Below are 17,243 nucleotides of genomic sequence, written 5' to 3' on the forward strand. Positions count from 1 at the left end.
CGAAGAAGACGGTTAGATTGTACGGGTAAGAATTCCGCGCGTTGGAATTGCGGTAGCCGCATCCGCCGCGGCGTCACAACGCAATACTTGACAGTGGAAAGATTGCCTTGTTGGTATGATCCCAGCCTTCGTTTGACCGCCAAGAGAGGACCGTTCCGCAATGTCCATGCCTGCCTTATTCAAGGGGCGCCTTTCGATCCCCGTGATCGGTTCGCCGCTCTTCATCATCTCGGTGCCCGATCTCGTGATCGCGCAGTGCAAGGCGGGTGTGGTCGGCTCGTTTCCGGCGCTGAACGCGCGGCCGCCGGAATTGCTCGACGAATGGCTTGCGCGGATCACCGAGGAGCTCGCGGCCCATGACCGTGCGCATCCCGATAAGCCGTCGGCGCCGTTCGCGGTCAACCAGATCGTGCACAAGTCGAACAACCGGCTCGATCACGACATGCAGCTTTGCGCCAAGTACAAGGTGCCGATGATCATCTCCTCCCTCGGGGCACGCGAGGAGCTGAACCAGGCCGTGCACGGCTGGGGGGGCATCGTCTTCCATGACGTGATCAACCAGAAGTTCGCCCACAAGGCGATCGAGAAGGGCGCCGACGGCCTGATCCTGGTCGCCGCCGGCGCCGGCGGCCATGCCGGCACCATCTCGCCGCTCGCCTTCGTCGCCGAGACGCGGAAGTGGTTCGACGGCCCGATCGCGCTGTCGGGTGCGATCGGCAACGGCAAGGCGATCCGCGCCGCGCGCATTCTCGGCGCCGACTTCGCCTATATCGGCTCGGCCTTCATCGCGACCAAGGAGGCTAACGCGGTCGAGAAGTACAAGGAGATGATCGCCGGCTCGAGCGCCGACGACATCGTCTATTCCAACCTCTTCACCGGCGTGCACGGCAATTATCTGAAGCCCTCGATCCTCGCCGCCGGCATGGATCCGGAAAACCTGCCGACCTCCGATCCCTCCAAGATGAACTTCGGCACCGACGCCTCCGGCGAGCGCGCCAAGCCGAAGGCCTGGAAGGAGATCTGGGGCTCGGGCCAGGGCATCGGCAGCGTCGAGGGCATCCTGCCCGCCGCCGACCTGATCGCGCGCTTCAAGAAGGAATACGACGAAGCGATCGATCCGCCGTTGTAGTTCTCGTGTTCCGGACGCGGTGCAATGCGTAGCATTGCTCCGCAGAGCCGGGACCCATCGCCGCACACCGCATGGACCCCGGATCAGCAGCGCACCGCTACGCGCTGCGCAGCGTCCGGGGAACGTCAACTGAGACTGATTGAAACGATGCCCCCCATCTACCGCGTCGACGGCAACAGCGTCGTCACCAGCCCGGACGCCGCGGGGCCGTGGGACCGCCGCATGCAGCACGGCTCTGCGCCGGCGTCGCTGGTGACGTGGGCAGCCGAACGCATTCCGACGCCTGTTCCGATGGAGATCGCGCGGGTCACGATCGATCTGATGCGTCCGGTGCCGGTGGCGCCACTGACGATCGCGACCGAGGTCTTGCGTGAGGGCCGCAAGATCCAGCTTTGCGAAATCAAGCTGCTCGCCGACGGCGTGCAGGTGGTCGGTGCCACCGTGCTCAAGATCAGGCGCCAGGCGCTGAGCCTGCCCGACGACGTCAAGGAGCTGCCGGTTACGCTGCGTTCGCCCGAGGACTCGCTGGTCGAAGATGGTCACGCCGCCACCAGTCCGTTCGTGCGCTCGGTCTCGATGCGTGCCGCGCGCGGTCGCTTCGGCCAGGCCGGTGCCGGGGCGATCTGGTTTCGCGTCGATCATCCCCTGATCGCAGACGAGGCGATCTCGCAGGCGATGCGCGCCGTGGTCGCCGCCGACTTCTCCAACGGCACCGCCTCGACGCTCGACTTCCGCGCCTGGACCTACATCAACGCCGATCTCACCGTGAGCTTTGCGCGGCAGCCGGTGGGCGAGTGGATCCTGCTCGACGGCGACTCCTGGATCGGCCCCGACGGCGCGGGGCTGGCAATGTCGCGGCTGGCTGATCGGCAAGGCTATTTCGGCCGGGCGGTGCAGAGCCTGGTGATCGAGAAAAGGTAAGGCGGCCTTCGTGCCCCGGACGCCGTGCAATGCGAAGCATTGCGCGGCCGAGCCGGGGCCCATGTCTCGGCCGGGGCATGCAGCAGTGGGTCCCGGCTCTGCGCCGCATCACTTGCGTGCTGCGCCGCGTCCGGGACACGAGAGCTGCGCTCACCCCACCATCCGGTCGCGCCCGCTCCAGAAGCCCGCGCGCAGCACCTTCTTGTCGACCTTGCCGACGCCGGTCATCGGCAGCTGCTTGACGAACTGGATCTGCTTGGGCGCGTGCGCCGAGCCCTTTCGCATCTTCACCAGGTTGATCAGCTCGTCCGGATCGGGCCTTGCGCCCTCGCGCGGCACGACGATGGCGGTGACGGCCTCGCCCCATTTCTCGTCGGGAACGCCGACGACAGCCACCATGGCGACGTCGGCATGCTGCGACAGCACGTCCTCGACCTCGCGCGGGAAGATGTTGAAGCCGCCAGAGACGATCATGTCCTTCTTGCGGTCGAGGATGAACATGTAGCCGCGCTCGTCCTTGCGCGCGATGTCGCCGGTGTGGACCCAGCCGTTCTTCAGCGTCTCGGCGGTGATGTCGGGCCGCTTCCAGTACTCCGCCATCACGTGCGGCGCGCGCACGCAGATCTCGCCGGGCTCCCCCGTCTTCACCTCCTGGTCGTCATCGTCGAGGATCTTGACCTCGCAGGCCGCGATCGGGAAGCCGCAGGACAGGAATAGCTCCGGTGTCTTGGGATCGTGATCCGCCTTGCGCAGCACCGAGACGGGATAGCATTCGGTCTGTCCGTAAAGCTGCGAGAAAACCGGCCCGATGCGCTCGATGCCCTCGACCAGCCGGCTCGGCGACATCGCGGAGGCGCCATAGAGCACCAGCTCGAGCGAGGACAGGTCGGTCTTGCCGAGCGCGGGATGATCGAGCAGCACATAGATCATGGTCGGCACGAGCAGCGTGAAATTGATGCGCTCGCGCGCGATCGTCGCCAGCATCGCCTCGGGGTCGAAACTCTCGAGCATGTGCACGGTGCCGCCGCGCATCAAGGTCGGCAGCACCTTCGTGCCGGCGACATGGCTGATCGGCGCGACCGTGAGATAGCGCGCGGCCTCGGGGATCTCGAAGTCGGCGAGGATCGCGGCGGCGGCCCCGGCATTCTCGCGGTGATAGCGCAGCGCGCCCTTGGATTTGCCGGTCGTGCCGCCGGTGTAGTTCAGCGTGGCGAGATCGTCGGGGCCGGCGAGGCACTGCGCGCTGGCGTGTCCCGCAGTCTCGATCGCCGCCAGTAGATCGACGCCATAGCTGGCTGGTCCCATGGTGAAGACCGCCTTGAGCCGGCCGGCCTTCGCGGCGAGTTCGCCGCCACGATCGCGGAAGGCGGCCACGTCGACCACCAGCATCTCTGCGTCGGAATCCTCGAGTTGAAACAGCTGGTCCTCCAGCGATCCCAAAGGATGCAGCCAGGTGATGCAGAGCCGCGACAACTGCGCCGCGACGCCGGCGCACCAGGTGTCGGCGCGGTTGGCGGTGAGGAAGGCGACGCGCGCGCCGGGCTGCAATCCAAGCCGCATGAACACGCCCTGGATGCGTCCGATCAGGTCGATGGTGCCATGATAGCTCAGCGATCCCTCAGGCCAGGCAAAAGCGGTGCGGCCGGGATAGCGCGACAGCGCCCGTAGCGTCTGCGCACAAGCCGGGGACGATGCGTGGAGCGGATCGGACATATGTTTCCTCGGTGCTTTGTCATCGGCTTCTGGCGTGCCAATGTTGCTGACGACGCTAGCACAGCGAATGCGGGATGGAACGACAAAGCCCGCGCAGGGCGGCAGGAATGACAAGGAGATTGGCGTGCCATCAGACCGACTGCAGCGCTTCCGCGATCGTCTTGATCTGCCGCTGATCGCGGCGCCGATGTTTCTGGTGTCGGGCGTCGAGCTCGTGGTCGCGGCCTGCCGCAACGGCGTGATCGGCAGCTTCCCAACCGCGAATTGCCGTAGCGCGGAACAGCTCGACGAATGGCTCACCGCGATCGAAACCCGGTTGCGGCAGCACGAAGAGCAAACCGGACGCAAGGCGGCGCCGCTTTGTCCGAACCTGATCGTGCACCACTCCAACGCGCGGCTGGAGCAGGATCTCGCCGTGCTGCTGCGGCACAGGCCGGAGATCGTCATCACCTCGGTCGGCTCGCCCGCGCCTGTAGCGAAGCCGCTGCATGACGCCGGCGCGTTGGTGCTGGCGGATGTCGCCTCGATCCGCCATGCCGAACGCGCGGCGGAAGCCGGTGCGGATGGGCTGGTGCTGCTGACCGCGGGCGCCGGCGGCCAGACCGGCTGGCTCAATCCGTTCGCCTTCGTCCGCGCGGTGCGCGCATTCTACGACGGCATCATCGTGCTCGCCGGCGGCATCAGCGACGGCCGCGCGCTGCATGCCGCCGAAGTGCTCGGCTGCGATCTCGCCTACATGGGCACGAAGTTCATTGCGACGCGCGAGAGCATGGCGGATGATCGTTACAAGCGGATGCTGGTCGAGAGCAGCGCCGACGACGTCCTGCTCACCACCGCCTTCACGGGACTGCAGACCAGCATGCTGAGGCCGTCGATCGTGGCCGCGGGTCTCGATCCCGACGACCTGCCGGCGCGCGGGGCGATCGACATCGCCAAGGACATCGACGTCGCCGCGCGCGAGAGCCGGCCGAAACGCTGGCGCGACATCTGGAGCGGTGGGCACTCGACATCGGGGGTGACGGACGTGCTCACTGTCGACGATCTCGTTGCGCGGACGGTTACCGAATATCGCGAGGCGGGCGGACAGTAGAGCCCGGCCATGACGCTGGGAGACGCCCCGCTCACGGTTAATCCCGCGCTCTTCCGCCCCGCTCACTTAACGGCAGATTAACCATCGCCCGCCAAGAATCCCTTCAAGGCCGCCAATCAGGACCGAGAGGGACAGGCGATGGACTTCAACTATCTCAACGGCAAGACAGCCGCGACGTTGGACGAAATCCGCGTTCGCGTGGCCCACGCGCTGGCCCGACACCCGCTGTGCCGCAACGTGCGCTTCGACATCGTCAGCGTCGCTCGCACCCGCCGCGGCGGCAATTGGACGGTGACGCTGCAATCGGTCGAGCCGCGCGCGGTCTGGGAGGCCTCCGAGATCGTGGCCGACATCCAGGATGCCTACGAACTTGCGGCAGCTGCCTGATTTCGTTGAACATTTCAGGCGATGTCGCCGCAGTCCGCGCGATTGCCGCCGCAATTGCACGGTTAAGCCTTAATTATCGCCCAGTTTCCGGGCAGTGATCACGTGGACTTGAAAGTTGGGCGCGGAGAGACGTTTGTCCAAAGCCATCACCATCGTCGCGCTGACCTGTTTCCTCGTCCTCGGCGCTGCGACGACCGCCATTCTCGGCCGTGACAGCGTGCCCAGTGTCAGCGCGGAGATGATCACGCAGGCGCCTCCGGCCAAGCCGCTCGCCACCAATCGCGCCGCCAAGGCCGACCGTCTGGTTCCGACGCTGGCGCTGGCCTCGGCCGCAATCGAGCCGGTGCAGGTCGCCGCCGACAAGCTCGCCCAGACGCCTGTGCTGACCGAGCCGCTGCGCCAGGCCTTTGCCGCCGCCACGCCTTCCGATTTCCCGATGCCGAAGGCAAGTTCGCACGAGGCGCCCGCCGCAGCGGAGGTCCCCGCCGTCGAAGTCCCGGCCAAGCCGAAGGTGGTGGCCAAGCCGCAGCCGCAGAAATCCTATGCGCTGCTGTCCGACGCACAGATCGCGGGCATCAGGGATCGCCTGAAACTGTCGTCGTCGCAAGAATATTATTGGCCCTCGGTCGAGACGGCGCTCCGCAACGTTGTCCGCAAGATCTCGGCAAACAAGCTCTCCAATCCGAACGCGCCGGGCGTGCCGATCGATCCGAATTGCGACGAGGTTCAGCAGTTGAAGTCGGCGGCGATGCCGCTGCTGTTCCAGCTGCGTGACGACCAGAAAGAGGAAGTGCGCAAGCTCGCCCGCATCATCGGGCTGGAGAAAGTCGCGCAGCAGATCTGACAGTTCCTTTGGGAACTGCTGCGGCATCAGGAACATCCGGCAATCAACGTGCGTTGCTCGCCCCAAAGAGGGAGTGGATCAATGCGCGCCTCGACCGCCTATTTCGTCGGTGCCGGAACCATTGTCGCGGCCATCGCCATTGGTCTCGGCGGCGGCATCCTCGCCGGCAACATCATGAATCCGATCGCGCCCAAGCAGGGACCGGACGCCAGCAAGCGCGCCGATGCCGTTGCCACAGCGGCGGCGATGAACGCACCATCCGAGCGCGTGAATTATCTCACCGGTTCGCAGGCTTTTGGCGCGATCATTGCCGCACCGGCGCAGGCCGAGGCAAAGTCTGAACCCGCCAAGCCCGATACGCAGACCACTCAAGCGACCGCTGAACCGCCAGTACCGCGGCCGTCGCAAGCAGCCGCGGTCGAGCCGTCCAAGGAACAGTCCAAGCCGGCATCAGCCGCGCCCAGGCCTGCGGAGCAGCAGGCAGCGACAGAGCCGGCCGCTTCGCCGGACAACGCCTATGCCAAGGCGCGGGATTCCGACGTGAAGCGCGCCGCGTCCGAACGGCGCCGGACGGAGCGCCGCGAACGCTGGGCCGCGCGCCGCCACTATTACGAGTCCCGCGAGATGCGCGGCCCGCGCGACCGCACTGATTGGGACGACGTCGCGCGCAACATCCGAGAAGACTCCGATGCCCGCGATATCGCAAGCCGCCCACGCAGCGGCTTCCCGCAGATCAGGCTGTTCGGGCCTGACGACGACTAAAGCATGATCCGCAAAACAGAGTCCGGGCTCGCTCGGCTGGAGCGCTCCCGGACTTGAGGGCCGGCTCAGCCGCCGTGCGATTCTACGACCTTGCGGCAGGAGTCGGAGAGCTTGGTCTTGTTCTGGCGCAGGCAGGCATTCATCTCCGGCGGCTTGCCGATATGTTCGGCGCAGAATTTGCTGGCATCGCCGCGACAGGCCATCTGCTCCTGCGGCGTCGGACCGGATTGCGCAGCGGCGGACACGGCGGTGGCGGCGAGCAGCAGCGCGGTAAGAACCGAAATCTTCATAAAGCACCTCTTTGGGATTGTCGTTGGTCCCGCCTGGGATCAAGCGGGGCGGACGATCTCGCGAAATCCGGGCGCCGGTCCATGCCATGTTCATGGCACCGGGTGCGCCCTCTCGGGCATGGCACCCCCATCTTCATGGCATGTATCCGCGCCCGGTCTTTTGCCATTCAGGCTGCACCTCGGCTGCGAAACCCGGTGATTGCACCGGGACGCCGAACGGGAAGCAGGAGAGCAAGATGTCGAAAAGAGCGGGAGCGCTGAGCGCCGGGCTGACGATCATGGCGCTGGCGGGTGCGGCGATGGTGTCGCTGGGTACGAGCCCGGCGCAGGCCGTGGTCTATTGCAAGACGGTCGGCGTGCCCAAGGGCTGCGTGGTGCGGCCGACTGCAGCAGTGGTGGTCGCGCCGGGAGCTCCGGTTGCGCGGGCCGCGGTCGCGACTCCCGGCGTCGGCGCGCCCGGTGTCGGCGTGCGCGCCGGTACCCCGATGAACCGCGGCGGCCCGGTCAATCGCGTCGGCGTGCGCTGATATTCCATTCGATTGATTTGATTGCATTGCTTCGGGCCAACGGAGCCCCTGCGGACGAACACCCCCCGTCCTCCGCAGAGGACCCGGCCCGTCCCCTCTCTCCGTGCGCCCCACACGTTCGGGGAGGGGGCTTTTCAGCCCGCAGCCGCATCGCTGTCGGGAAAACGCTGCGGCAATTGCAGCCGCACGCGCGTGCCTGAGGCATCCGAGCTCAGATCGAGCACCGCGCCGCAGCGGGCGGCGCGGCTCCTCATGTTGCGCAAGCCCCGCGCGGTCTGGCCGGCACTCGCGCCATTGCCGGCGAGCGCAAAGCCCTTGCCGTCGTCCGTCACGCTGATCACGCCATACGGCCCGTGATCGTCGTCGAGCGTCTCGATGCTGACCGCGATGTGGCGCGCCTCTGCGTGCTTGACGGCGTTCGTCACGGCCTCGTCGAGGATGCGCACGATCTGGATAACGTGCCATGGCCGCAATTCGGGATGCAGCGGCAGGCCCTGCGGCGTTGCCACGCGCCAGTCGAGCGCGATGTCGTGCGGCCGCAATTGCGCCGTCGCGCGCTCGCGCCAGGAGCCGAGCGCGAGCATCAGGTCGCCGCCGATGTCGTCCATGGAATCGATGACGAGGCGCAGATCCTTCAGTGCTGCGCGAGCGGCCTCCGTGATGGTGGCGCCCTCATGGCCGCGCTCGGAGAGCGCGACGATGCTGACGAGCTGGCCGCCGAGGCCGTCATGCAGGTCCCGCATCAGCCGCGTGCGCTCATTGGCGAGCGCAGCGGCGCGGGCGCGCGCCTCCTCGCGGGCAAAGCTTGCCTTCAGCCGTTCCTCGGCCTCGCCGACCCGTGCAACGAGCTGTCCGGCAAAGCTGTCGACCTGGTTCAGCGCGCGCGCGAAGCGCCAGGTCAGCCCGGCGCCGATCGCGACCAGCATTGCCGAATAGGACAGGCGCGAAACGAAGATGCGATTGTTGGTCGCGATCTCCAACACCGTGAGCATGTCCTGGACCCAGCAGACCAGCACGATGGTCACGGCGCAGCCGATCGTGAAGCTTGCCGCGTCCTGCCGCCGGACCACTGCGGCTGCGGTCACGCAGGCCATCAGGAACAGGCACAGCCCGACCGTGGGAATGCCGAGCACCAGAAAGAGAATGCGTGGCAGCGGCGGGCCCCCGATCAGCCCGACCACGAACACGACGAGGCCTGGCACGAACAGCAGCGTGCCATACCGCGGCCAGCGCCAACCGAAGAACAGCATGCCGAACACGACGATCAGCGCGCTCTCGATCGGTGCGGATGCCAGCAGCACGGCGGCGAGCCGCGACGTCGTGGCCGGCGGCACCGGCGGCGGCACGAACGCCTGCACCACGCCGAGCACCATCGCCACCGCCAGCACGCCGTAAACCGGCTCGTGACGCCGCATCAGCCACATGATCGCAAGGATGACCGCGAGGATCGATTGCCAGGCGGAGAACACGACGGGCAGCGTGACGAACAGCAGCGTGCGCGTCTCATAGGCGGGACGCAAGGCGGCGTCCGGCCCGACATAGACGGTGTCGAGAAAGCCCTTCAGCGGCCCCCATACGAACAGCCGCACCGTGATATCGTTGGCGCCGTCGCGCAGCAGCGAGGACGGAATCGCCGCGATTTGCGGCGTGTTGCGGTCCGGCCGGTTGGCATTGGCGTCACGCCGGGAATCCAGCACCACGACGCCGTTGACGGCGACCTCTACCGCGTTGCTGAAGCGCGGCAGATACACCGACCATCCCGATCCCGCATCGCCCGGCCGGAATGTGAAGGCGGCGGTGTAGAGCGGCGGGTCGGCCAGCGAATAGCGCGATGCGGTGAAGTGCGGCAGCCTCACCGCGCGCATCGTGCCGTCCTCGCGCGCCGAAAAATCGCTCACGGCGAAGTCTTCGGGATCGCCGGGTTGCAGCAGCCGGAGCCCAAGCACGGTGACGATGACGATCAGGGCCTGGAGCAGTAGATAAGGCACAAGGCGCGACACAATCAGCCGGCGCCGCGGGCGCGTGAGTATCTTCGCCGCGATCTCGCTCACAGCTTGATCAGGCCCTGCTGCACGGCTTCGAACACGGCCTCGCTGCGGGTGTGCACCTCGAGCTTGCGATAGATGTTCTTGATGTGGCCGGGCACGGTCTGCCTGGACAGGCCGAGATGGCTCGCGATCTCGGCGTAGCTGAAGCCTTTGGCGATGCCCCAGAGGATGTCGATCTCCCGCGGGGTCAGCTTGGCCGTGTTGAGCGCGGGGCCGGGCGAGGGCTCCGCCGAACTCTGCGTTCGCCGCACGATGAAACGGGCGATCGAGGCCGAGATCGGCGAATGGCCGGCGACCAGATCGCGCACGGTGGTGGCGATGTCGGTCGGGAAGGCATCCTTCAGGAGATAGCCGGTCGCACCCACGGTGATCGCCGAGATTACGCTTTCCTCGTCGCCGAGCGCCGAGATCACCATGATCTCGGTCTCGGGAAAGCGCTGCCGGGTTTCGCGAATCAGCTCGATGCCGTGGCCGTCGGGCAGCCTGAGATCGGTGAGCAGCACGCGAGGCGTGCCCTCGCCGAGCGCAGACCGGGCTTCTCCGAGCGTGCCGGCGCTACGCACCTCGTAGCCGGCCTTGACCAGCGCGTCCTGCAGCCGCCAGCAGGTCGGCGCATCGTCCTCGACGAGGAGGATGGTGATGGTCTCACCCGTCTCGCCCTGTTCGCTCATGTTCATCGTCCCGCGACCCGCGTGTCCCCCGCGGCGCGAGGCAAGTCTAACCGCAGCACGGATGCCGTGACACCCATAATCATGGGGGCGACGATAACTCGGTCCCGCGCCAGGCGCGGACAGACGGTCGTGGCTTGCGCCTAGGCTGGAGCGCGTGCTCATGATCGGCGCTGCACTCAGGGCGCGGATGAGGTCCGCTCCGCCTTCCGACACCGGCCCGTTACCGCAGCACACTAGACGTTCGAGTTGGGCCAATTCCGGACATTCGGCCGCAGTGTCTTCGTGCGTCGCCACCTGTTCCCCGGATGCCTCAGGTGACGTAGAATATTACTGCCCTTGAGGCGGGACGTGCCGAAATCTCCGTCCGGGTAAATGAGCCGCACTGGTGCTATCGGCAGGCACGCTCTCTTAGAGACCGTCCTTTTTTCGGTTTCGCTCCACCGTTCACCACGAACTTTGCGCGCTGCTTATGCAACGGCTCGTTCGGTAATGTCGGGAGAAAAGCGATGAGCAAGGTCGATCGAAGGTCTGCACTGGGATTCGGGTTGGCAGCGGCTTCAGCTGCCATGATCAAGCCAGCCGCCGCGCAAACCACAGGCTACAAGGATACGACGCCTTGGCCAGGCGTCGTGGTGCGTGAATATGAAGGCGAGACACCATCCCTGATCCCAGGTTTTAAGACCGTCTCAATGCGCGATATCATTATGCAGCCGGGGTCGAAGACCATGGGGCCCCCGATGATGAATGCCATGGTCTGCCATATCACCGAAGGGGAGCTTCGACTTGACCAGGAGGGAAAGACCTTTACGGGCAAGAAGAATTTTGTCTGGACCTGCAACAAGGACACGAAAGAACAGGCGTACAACGATGGGAGTGTGGTCGCGATTATGCGGATCACGGACCTGAAGGCTTAAGGCTCATTTCTTCGGGGGCGGATGGCGCACGCGACGCGCGCCATCCGCCGGAGACGATCACCTCGTGCCGTGTATGAACACTTGCATCTCCTCCAGGGTCAGCTTGCCATCTTTATTGCTGTCCATTGCCTTGAAAATCCGTTCGTGAGCTGCCTGAAACTCCTGCAGTGAGATGGTCCCATCGCCGTCGGCGTCCATCAGAGCGAACATCATGCGCATCATAAAGGGTGATCCCATCGCGCTCCCACCCATCATGCCGCGCCCCATCATACGTCCTCCCATCATTCCGTGCCCCAACATGCCGCCTTGCCCCATCGTGCTCGCGCCTTCCTGGCCCGTGGGATGGAATTGCATTTGTTGCTGATCTGGCTGGGGTATCATTCGGTCTTGTGCGATCGCACCGACCGGGCCGTACGTCAGCATGAGAGCAGATATCGTGAGTCCCAGAACGCGCGTGTACATTTCGAACCTCCTCCGAAACGTGTAGCCTGTCCCATTAATTCGGCACGAGTAGTATTGATCCTCTGGTCCCAGCCTTCGCCTACGCACCCCGCACACAATACGACCGCGTGCACGAGCAGCCTTGGGTCACAAGCCGCCGATCACGCTCAAGCGGGGTGACCTCCGCTTCGCCTTGCGGAGCCGACGTTACACACCCTAGCCCGGCTCACGAAAGATCATCCCGCGGCGGTGGATAGCGCCGGGCCAGCACCGACAAGGACAGATGCCGTTCGTCTTCCGGCAGCTCCAGATAGGCCAGCACGAGCGGCCGCTTCCAGTCGCCGACGCCGAAATCCATCGTCATCCATTTCTGAGGTTCGGGCCCTTCGAGGCCCCGGACCCAGACGAAGAAGCGGGGGAGGTCGTCGGCGTCCGCTTGCGTCGCACGTCTTCTCGCCATCAGAGCTGTCCGCTGCATCAGATCGGTTGCCACAGGATATAGGGAATTGCGCGGCGAAGTCGAATGCCTCCGGCAGTACCGGACGCGTAATCTCTCCTCCTCGTCATTGCGAGGAGCGCTTGCGACGAAGCAATCCAGACTATCTCCGCGGATGCATTCCTGGATTGCTTCGCTGCGCTCGCAATGACGATGTGGATAGAGCCGGGGCAAGAATGAGGCCATCGATCTGCAGAAGATGATTCCCTATCGGAACAAGGTCTGTCAGAACTCTAGCCCTTCGGAAAGCCGAAAGATTCCGATTGACCGAAATTCGGAAATATCGTATGTATCGCTCATCCCGGCCCATGGATAAGGGGCGTTTCGCGATCGTCACGATACGCGGGCCGGGTGGCGGTGGGCGTGGAGCGCATCGGCGCGCTGGGCAATCGCAGGGCGGGTTTGGCCCGTGAGCGGTTGAGCGGTGCGCAAACGACAGGTGCGGTTCGCGTACGGCAAAAGCGTGTGGTCCTGGCGCCCGGGGTCTGTGCGTCAAGGCTTGCGGTGGTACGTGCGGCCCGACCGGGCGCGCATCAGCCATCCGCAAGGCGACGGGGGCAATAGTGCATCGCTCCCCGGGGAGAGCGCGCCATAAGCCTTCAAACCACTGCGCAGGGAAAGGCCGGGATGTCCAGGCTGCCCTGTATGCCGCTGTGCATTTGTCTTCGCGCAATTTGCGCACAGCGGACCGCGGGTGCCAGCCAGCACCCGGTCTTCCCTGCGCCCTTTCCAACGAAGGGGCGTCAAGCGAAGCACAAGACTCGGGCGTCATGCGTCGCGAGGCTGTACAGGCGTGTCTCGCTGTTTGAAAATTGAAGTGTGCACGCTCATGCCGCCGATCACCGCCACAATTCGCAGGTCGCCACGCGGTTGATGTCGGCGAGCCGCCTCGTGGCGTCTCCGTGGAGATCGAGGCTGGCGAGCAGCGTCAGCAGGCGACGATAGGCGCCGTCGGCGACCTCGACCGGCAGCGGGGCTTCGTCAAAGGCCTCGACATAGCTGCCGACGACACCGCTGAGCAGACGGCACAGGCCACGCTGGGCAGGATCGTCCCGGCCGAGCCTCTCGAGCTTTTGCTGGAAGATTTGGAAGGTCCGCAAACCGTGGTGCTGCTGGGAAAGCCACGCGTGCAGATCGTTCATGTGAGCTCCTTCGGTTCAGTGAAGAAGCTGAGGGCTTATACAGTGGGGATGGGAGCATGGCTAGGGGAGAGAGGAGCAACGTTGAGCCAGTCCGCCTTCGCCAAGGCTCCGGCGGGCCAGCCTTCGCTCCTTCGCATTGGATAGACTTGCGCCTGGCTCGCCCAGCCGTAGCTGCGAAGCAGCGAAGGCTGGTGCCCCTGGCCGGAATCGAACCAGCACTCCTTGCGGAACTCGATTTTGAGTCGAGCGCGTCTACCAGTTCCGCCACAGGGGCCTTCGGTCGGCCCAAGGGACGTCGCGAAGCCGGCGGACTATAGCCATGGACAGGACGGGGTCAACCCGCGCCAAAGTGATCCCCGCCGTTCTCGACAGCCGCATGGGCCGGAGTTAGAGGCTTAGACGCGCGACCCATCGGAGAGAGGCTGCCGTGACGACCCGGAGTGCTGCCATACCAGCTTTCAAGCCGGCCAGCGCCGGTCCCGCGCTGACCGCCTCACTGCTCGTCACGCTGATCGCCGCCGCCACGATCGCGGGGGCCTGGTTCTTCCAGCTCGTGCTTGAGATTGTGCCCTGTCCGCTCTGCCTGGAGCAGCGCTACGCCTATTATCTCGCGATCCCGCTCGGTGCCCTTACCGCGCTTGCGGCCAGGAGCGGCGCGCCGCGGCCGCTGCTGCTCGCTGCGTTGGCGATCCTCGCGCTGGCGACGCTCGCCAATGCCGGTCTCGGCACCTATCACTCCGGTGTCGAATGGGGGTTTTGGCAGGGGCCGACTGACTGCTCCGGTCCCGTGGTCAATCTCGGCAACGCTGGCGACCTTTTCTCGCGGCTCGACACCGTGAAGGTGGTCCGCTGCGACGAGGTGCAGTGGCGCTTCCTCGGCCTCTCGCTGGCCGGCTACAACGTGCTGATCTCGCTGCTGATGGCCGCAATCGCCGCATGGGGATTTATGCGGACGCCGAAGCGTTAGGTAGCTGCCGTAGGGTGAGCAAAGGCGCGCTCTTCGCGCGCCGTGCCACCATTCATCGACGCTCACACCAGTCGCTGGTGGGCACGCTGCGCTTTGCCCACCCTCCGAGAGCCCGTCAATCATCCACATCATCTTGCGTGCGCCCGAACAAGTGCACGATGCCGGGTGTCGCGATCGTCACGAAGACGAAGCGCGACAGGTGATGGGCGCCGACGAAGATCGGGTCGATGTGCAGCGTCAGGGCCAGCGCCAGCATGGCGTCCATCGCGCCCGGTGCGAAGGCGACGACGACATCGGAGAATTTCACCGGCGTGGTGAGCGCGACGATGCCGACGAAGAGGGCGGAGACGGCGATGGCCACTGTAAACGAGCCCAGCGCCGCGTTGATATGACCCGCGAGCGTCTTGATCCGCATCCGCGCGAAGCGGCTGCCGATCAGGGCGCCGATGCCGACCAGCGCCACGCCGCGTACCCAGTTTGGCAGGCCGCCCTCGACCCAACCGGCGCCATGCAGCACGCTGGAGGCGATCATCGCACCGAACATCCAGCTCGCCGGAAATTTGATCAGCCGCAAGAAGAGCGCCACCGCCAGCGAAGCTGCGGCCAGCACCACGAGGCCGAGCGGCGAGGCGATCGTCGTCGTCAGCGACGGTGCGGCTGAGGGCGCCACGTCCGCGATCGCCAGCACCATCGGCAGCGCCGCGGTGAGGATGATGACGCGCATGGTCTGCACCACCGCGATGCCCGGCAGGTCGGCGCCGCGCTCGACCGCCAGGATCGTGATCTGCGACAGCGCGCCGGGACTACCGGCAAGGAAGGCCGAGGTGCGGTCCCAGCCATGGACGCGCTGGAGGTAATAGCTCGATCCGAAGGTCGAGCAGAAGGTCGCGAGCGCAAGCAGGCCGATGGTGACGGGATAGGCGCTGACCTGCTGGATCAGATGGCGTGAGACCACCGAGCCCAGCGAAATGCCGAGCAGCACCAGCACGGTCTGGGTCAGGATCGGCGGCAGCGCCAGCTGGCGGCCGGCGATTGCGGCGATCCCGACCGCGATCATCGCGCCCGAGATCAGCCCGCCGGGAAGGCCCGCGACGAGAAACACGAGGCCACCGGCGGTGCCGATGACAAGCGTCTCCATCGTGCTCAAGACATTGGCACGGCTCGGCCATTCGAACGGCAGGGAGGCGACGATTTGTTTCACGCCGCCTTATCGCAAATCAGCGAGAAGCGCACAATTGCGGGTTCGTCATGCCGCAATGCGCATGCCTCTCACTGATGTTCGCGGAGGTCGGGACGGACTTACTTCTTGTCGGCGGCAGGGGCGGCGGGCGCGGCGGTGCCGGCCTTTGCTTCCTTCATGCACTCGCGGCGAAATTTCTTGCGCTCCTTGCCCTTCAATCCCTTGGCGTCCGCCTGCTTGGAGCATTCGAGCGATTCGGCCGAGCGCTCCTTCGGCGCCTTCTTGTCGGCGGTGGCAGCAGCGTCGGTTTTGGCGGCCGGCGCGGCGGTCTGTGCGAAGGCGGTGCCGGTGGCGAGCAGGGAGACGAGAGCGAGGGCGGCGAGGCGGGAGGTGAAGGTCATGTGTTGCACTCTTCTTGGGAGAATTGCGAAGGCTTGGAAACGTCGGCTCGCCTTGCTGAACGCGACATGAATGAGTTGAGCGACGGGATCACTATATTTTGCCGGCGCAACTCATCGCATCCTTGTCGCAAGCGATCGACACGCTAGGATAGCAATCCTCGTTTCACTTCCCTCGAGGAAGATCAAGGAGGAGACCCAGGGATGACCATTCAGACAAAATTGTTGTGTGCGATTGCAGCGTCAGCTGTCGCGGCATTGATGGTGAGCGCGCCGGCGCAGGCACTGACCGCGCAGGAGTGCAGCGCAAAATATCAGGCGGCCAAGAAGGACGGCTCGCTCGGCACCATGAAATGGAATGACTTCCGCAAGGCCCAGTGCGGTGCAGACGCAACGCCTGCCGCTGCGCCCACGGCGGCTGCTCCGGCTGCGCCCGCCGCTCCTGCCGAGCCGAAGCAGGCGAAGAAGGAGGCCGCGCCCGCCGCCGCGCCCACGCTGCCGACTGGACCCGCGATCTATCCGAACGCGGTCGATCCGAAATACGCCAAGGAGACCCCCGGCAAGGCGCGACTCCACACCTGCGTCGACCAGTACAATGCCAACAAGGCCACCAACGGCAATGGCGGCTTGAAGTGGATCCAGAAGGGCGGCGGCTATTACAGCGAATGCACCAAGAAGCTGAAGGGCGCCGCCTGAGCTTCGAACCATGCACCGGCCGGAGCAACGCTCCGGCCGTTTTGTCTAGCCCAACAGCTTCTCGGCCGATTTCGCTACGAGCTGCGACCGCTTGCGCGGGCCGCGCTCGACGAACAACATGCTCTGGCCGAAGATGAAGCAATAGAACAGGAAGGCCTGCGCCTCGGCCTCCTCGGCCGCAAGGCCGGTCGCGCGATAGAGCTCGGCGACGTGCTTGAGCCGCGCCGCATCCACGCTCGCCACCGCCGCCGCTGCGCCCTCATCGGAGCGGGCCCATTGCCGGATCGCGAGCTCGATCGCCATGGCTGCCGGATTGAGTCGCTCGGAATAGAGCTGGATCACCGCCTTCAGCCGCTCGCGGGGCTGTTGTCCGTCGAGACTCGTCTGCTGCACGATCGCCGCGATACGTCCCTCGCGCCAGCGTTCCAGAATGGCTTCGAGCAGTGCGGCCCGGTCGGCGAAACGGCGATAGAAACCGCCCTTGGTGACGCCGAGATTCTTGGCGAGCACCTCCACCCGCACCCCCTCGACCCCCGAGCGGGCGAGTTCGCTAAACCCTGCCTCGACCCAGACATCGCCCTTGCCGTCGCTCATGAAGGAAGCCTCGCCGGTTTCTTGATACGGTAC

At 65.5% G+C, this 17,243-nt stretch carries 20 protein-coding genes and 1 tRNA gene; 10 read left to right on the top strand and 11 right to left on the bottom strand.

Annotated features, from left to right (window positions below):
• Nucleotides 1-160: 160 nt before the first annotated feature.
• On the top strand, nt 161-1,129 hold the full coding sequence (locus tag LRP30_RS03665; protein WP_128931163.1) for a nitronate monooxygenase family protein: 969 nt from the start codon (nt 161-163) through the stop codon (nt 1,127-1,129).
• A gap of 147 nt (nt 1,130-1,276) precedes the next feature.
• Complete coding sequence (locus tag LRP30_RS03670) at nt 1,277-2,050, top strand: thioesterase family protein (RefSeq protein ID WP_249759396.1); 774 nt, start codon at nt 1,277-1,279, stop codon at nt 2,048-2,050.
• Nucleotides 2,051-2,200: 150 nt separating this feature from the next.
• Here the strand turns inward: LRP30_RS03670 and LRP30_RS03675 are convergent, their stop codons facing one another.
• Entirely contained in the window at nt 2,201-3,763 is a 1,563-nt protein-coding gene (locus LRP30_RS03675; RefSeq protein WP_249759397.1) for an AMP-binding protein, read from the bottom strand.
• Between the two features lie 124 nt (nt 3,764-3,887).
• Between LRP30_RS03675 and LRP30_RS03680 the strand changes: the two genes are divergently transcribed.
• The 4 genes from LRP30_RS03680 (at nt 3,888) to LRP30_RS03695 (ending at nt 6,846) form a co-directional block, all read left to right on the top strand.
• Nucleotides 3,888-4,853 carry a nitronate monooxygenase gene (locus LRP30_RS03680; RefSeq protein WP_128947181.1) on the top strand — a complete coding sequence of 322 codons (966 nt, stop codon included), beginning with the start codon at nt 3,888-3,890 and terminating at the stop codon, nt 4,851-4,853.
• A gap of 138 nt (nt 4,854-4,991) precedes the next feature.
• Nucleotides 4,992-5,240, top strand: a complete 249-nt coding sequence (locus LRP30_RS03685; protein ID WP_128931167.1) for a hypothetical protein — start codon at nt 4,992-4,994, stop codon at nt 5,238-5,240.
• Nucleotides 5,241-5,373: 133 nt separating this feature from the next.
• Entirely contained in the window at nt 5,374-6,084 is a 711-nt protein-coding gene (locus LRP30_RS03690; RefSeq protein ID WP_164935137.1) for a hypothetical protein, read from the top strand.
• Between the two features lie 81 nt (nt 6,085-6,165).
• Entirely contained in the window at nt 6,166-6,846 is a 681-nt protein-coding gene (locus LRP30_RS03695; protein WP_249759398.1) for a hypothetical protein, read from the top strand.
• Nucleotides 6,847-6,911: 65 nt separating this feature from the next.
• Here the strand turns inward: LRP30_RS03695 and LRP30_RS03700 are convergent, their stop codons facing one another.
• Entirely contained in the window at nt 6,912-7,136 is a 225-nt protein-coding gene (locus LRP30_RS03700; protein WP_249759399.1) for a hypothetical protein, read from the bottom strand.
• A gap of 236 nt (nt 7,137-7,372) precedes the next feature.
• On the opposite strand from LRP30_RS03700, the gene LRP30_RS03705 reads away from it, so the two are divergent.
• Nucleotides 7,373-7,663 carry a hypothetical protein gene (locus tag LRP30_RS03705; protein ID WP_060737488.1) on the top strand — a complete coding sequence of 97 codons (291 nt, stop codon included), beginning with the start codon at nt 7,373-7,375 and terminating at the stop codon, nt 7,661-7,663.
• 134 nt (nt 7,664-7,797) lie between these two features.
• Here the strand turns inward: LRP30_RS03705 and LRP30_RS03710 are convergent, their stop codons facing one another.
• Both LRP30_RS03710 and LRP30_RS03715 read right to left on the bottom strand, forming a co-directional pair.
• The gene (locus tag LRP30_RS03710) at nt 7,798-9,714 is read right to left on the bottom strand and encodes an ATP-binding protein (RefSeq protein ID WP_249759400.1); all 1,917 of its coding nucleotides are present in this window, start codon (nt 9,712-9,714) and stop codon (nt 7,798-7,800) included.
• Nucleotides 9,711-10,382 (bottom strand): response regulator transcription factor, encoded by a 672-nt coding sequence (locus LRP30_RS03715; protein ID WP_249759401.1) that lies wholly within the window; start codon nt 10,380-10,382, stop codon nt 9,711-9,713. The genes LRP30_RS03710 and LRP30_RS03715 overlap by 4 nt, the downstream gene beginning before the upstream one ends.
• A gap of 506 nt (nt 10,383-10,888) precedes the next feature.
• Between LRP30_RS03715 and LRP30_RS03720 the strand changes: the two genes are divergently transcribed.
• The gene (locus tag LRP30_RS03720) at nt 10,889-11,296 is read left to right on the top strand and encodes a hypothetical protein (protein ID WP_091892274.1); all 408 of its coding nucleotides are present in this window, start codon (nt 10,889-10,891) and stop codon (nt 11,294-11,296) included.
• A 57-nt stretch (nt 11,297-11,353) separates the two neighbouring features.
• Here the strand turns inward: LRP30_RS03720 and LRP30_RS03725 are convergent, their stop codons facing one another.
• The 4 genes from LRP30_RS03725 to LRP30_RS03740 form a co-directional block, all read right to left on the bottom strand.
• Nucleotides 11,354-11,758 (bottom strand): EF-hand domain-containing protein, encoded by a 405-nt coding sequence (locus LRP30_RS03725; RefSeq protein ID WP_128931173.1) that lies wholly within the window; start codon nt 11,756-11,758, stop codon nt 11,354-11,356.
• Nucleotides 11,759-11,963: 205 nt separating this feature from the next.
• Entirely contained in the window at nt 11,964-12,197 is a 234-nt protein-coding gene (locus LRP30_RS03730) for a hypothetical protein (RefSeq protein ID WP_249759402.1), read from the bottom strand.
• Nucleotides 12,198-13,072: 875 nt separating this feature from the next.
• A complete protein-coding gene (locus LRP30_RS03735; RefSeq protein WP_091891361.1) occupies nt 13,073-13,375 on the bottom strand; it encodes a hypothetical protein in 303 nt (100 codons plus the stop codon).
• 189 nt (nt 13,376-13,564) lie between these two features.
• Nucleotides 13,565-13,649 (bottom strand) — tRNA-Leu (locus LRP30_RS03740).
• A gap of 153 nt (nt 13,650-13,802) precedes the next feature.
• Here LRP30_RS03740 and LRP30_RS03745 point away from each other — a divergent pair.
• Entirely contained in the window at nt 13,803-14,342 is a 540-nt protein-coding gene (locus LRP30_RS03745; protein ID WP_249759403.1) for a disulfide bond formation protein B, read from the top strand.
• A 115-nt stretch (nt 14,343-14,457) separates the two neighbouring features.
• On the opposite strand, the gene LRP30_RS03750 is transcribed toward LRP30_RS03745, so the two are convergent.
• Nucleotides 14,458-15,543 carry an AbrB family transcriptional regulator gene (locus tag LRP30_RS03750; protein ID WP_249759404.1) on the bottom strand — a complete coding sequence of 362 codons (1,086 nt, stop codon included), beginning with the start codon at nt 15,541-15,543 and terminating at the stop codon, nt 14,458-14,460.
• 98 nt (nt 15,544-15,641) lie between these two features.
• Nucleotides 15,642-15,923, bottom strand: a complete 282-nt coding sequence (locus LRP30_RS03755; protein WP_128942322.1) for a PsiF family protein — start codon at nt 15,921-15,923, stop codon at nt 15,642-15,644.
• A 201-nt stretch (nt 15,924-16,124) separates the two neighbouring features.
• Between LRP30_RS03755 and LRP30_RS03760 the strand changes: the two genes are divergently transcribed.
• Nucleotides 16,125-16,616 carry a hypothetical protein gene (locus tag LRP30_RS03760; RefSeq protein WP_249759405.1) on the top strand — a complete coding sequence of 164 codons (492 nt, stop codon included), beginning with the start codon at nt 16,125-16,127 and terminating at the stop codon, nt 16,614-16,616.
• Nucleotides 16,617-16,661: 45 nt separating this feature from the next.
• Here the strand turns inward: LRP30_RS03760 and LRP30_RS03765 are convergent, their stop codons facing one another.
• Nucleotides 16,662-17,210 (bottom strand): TetR/AcrR family transcriptional regulator, encoded by a 549-nt coding sequence (locus LRP30_RS03765; RefSeq protein ID WP_249759406.1) that lies wholly within the window; start codon nt 17,208-17,210, stop codon nt 16,662-16,664.
• Nucleotides 17,211-17,243: the final 33 nt, after the last annotated feature.

It is taken from the genome of Bradyrhizobium sp. C-145 (assembly GCF_023375135.1).
Taxonomy (GTDB): domain Bacteria; phylum Pseudomonadota; class Alphaproteobacteria; order Rhizobiales; family Xanthobacteraceae; genus Bradyrhizobium; species Bradyrhizobium zhanjiangense.

Bases quoted from the DNA above. Each gene is read 5' to 3' on its own strand.
- LRP30_RS03730 (WP_249759402.1), bottom strand. From the start codon at position 12,197: ATGGCGAGAAGACGTGCGACGCAAGCGGACGCCGACGACCTCCCCCGC.
- LRP30_RS03720 (WP_091892274.1), top strand. From the start codon at position 10,889: ATGAGCAAGGTCGATCGAAGGTCTGCACTGGGATTCGGGTTGGCAGCG.
- LRP30_RS03670 (WP_249759396.1), top strand. From the start codon at position 1,277: ATGCCCCCCATCTACCGCGTCGACGGCAACAGCGTCGTCACCAGCCCG.
- LRP30_RS03765 (WP_249759406.1), bottom strand. From the start codon at position 17,210: ATGAGCGACGGCAAGGGCGATGTCTGGGTCGAGGCAGGGTTTAGCGAA.
- LRP30_RS03675 (WP_249759397.1), bottom strand. From the start codon at position 3,763: ATGTCCGATCCGCTCCACGCATCGTCCCCGGCTTGTGCGCAGACGCTA.
- LRP30_RS03665 (WP_128931163.1), top strand. From the start codon at position 161: ATGTCCATGCCTGCCTTATTCAAGGGGCGCCTTTCGATCCCCGTGATC.
- LRP30_RS03700 (WP_249759399.1), bottom strand. From the start codon at position 7,136: ATGAAGATTTCGGTTCTTACCGCGCTGCTGCTCGCCGCCACCGCCGTG.
- LRP30_RS03755 (WP_128942322.1), bottom strand. From the start codon at position 15,923: ATGACCTTCACCTCCCGCCTCGCCGCCCTCGCTCTCGTCTCCCTGCTC.
- LRP30_RS03705 (WP_060737488.1), top strand. From the start codon at position 7,373: ATGTCGAAAAGAGCGGGAGCGCTGAGCGCCGGGCTGACGATCATGGCG.
- LRP30_RS03725 (WP_128931173.1), bottom strand. From the start codon at position 11,758: ATGTACACGCGCGTTCTGGGACTCACGATATCTGCTCTCATGCTGACG.
- LRP30_RS03695 (WP_249759398.1), top strand. From the start codon at position 6,166: ATGCGCGCCTCGACCGCCTATTTCGTCGGTGCCGGAACCATTGTCGCG.
- LRP30_RS03760 (WP_249759405.1), top strand. From the start codon at position 16,125: ATGACCATTCAGACAAAATTGTTGTGTGCGATTGCAGCGTCAGCTGTC.
- LRP30_RS03685 (WP_128931167.1), top strand. From the start codon at position 4,992: ATGGACTTCAACTATCTCAACGGCAAGACAGCCGCGACGTTGGACGAA.
- LRP30_RS03735 (WP_091891361.1), bottom strand. From the start codon at position 13,375: ATGAACGATCTGCACGCGTGGCTTTCCCAGCAGCACCACGGTTTGCGG.
- LRP30_RS03715 (WP_249759401.1), bottom strand. From the start codon at position 10,382: ATGAGCGAACAGGGCGAGACGGGTGAGACCATCACCATCCTCCTCGTC.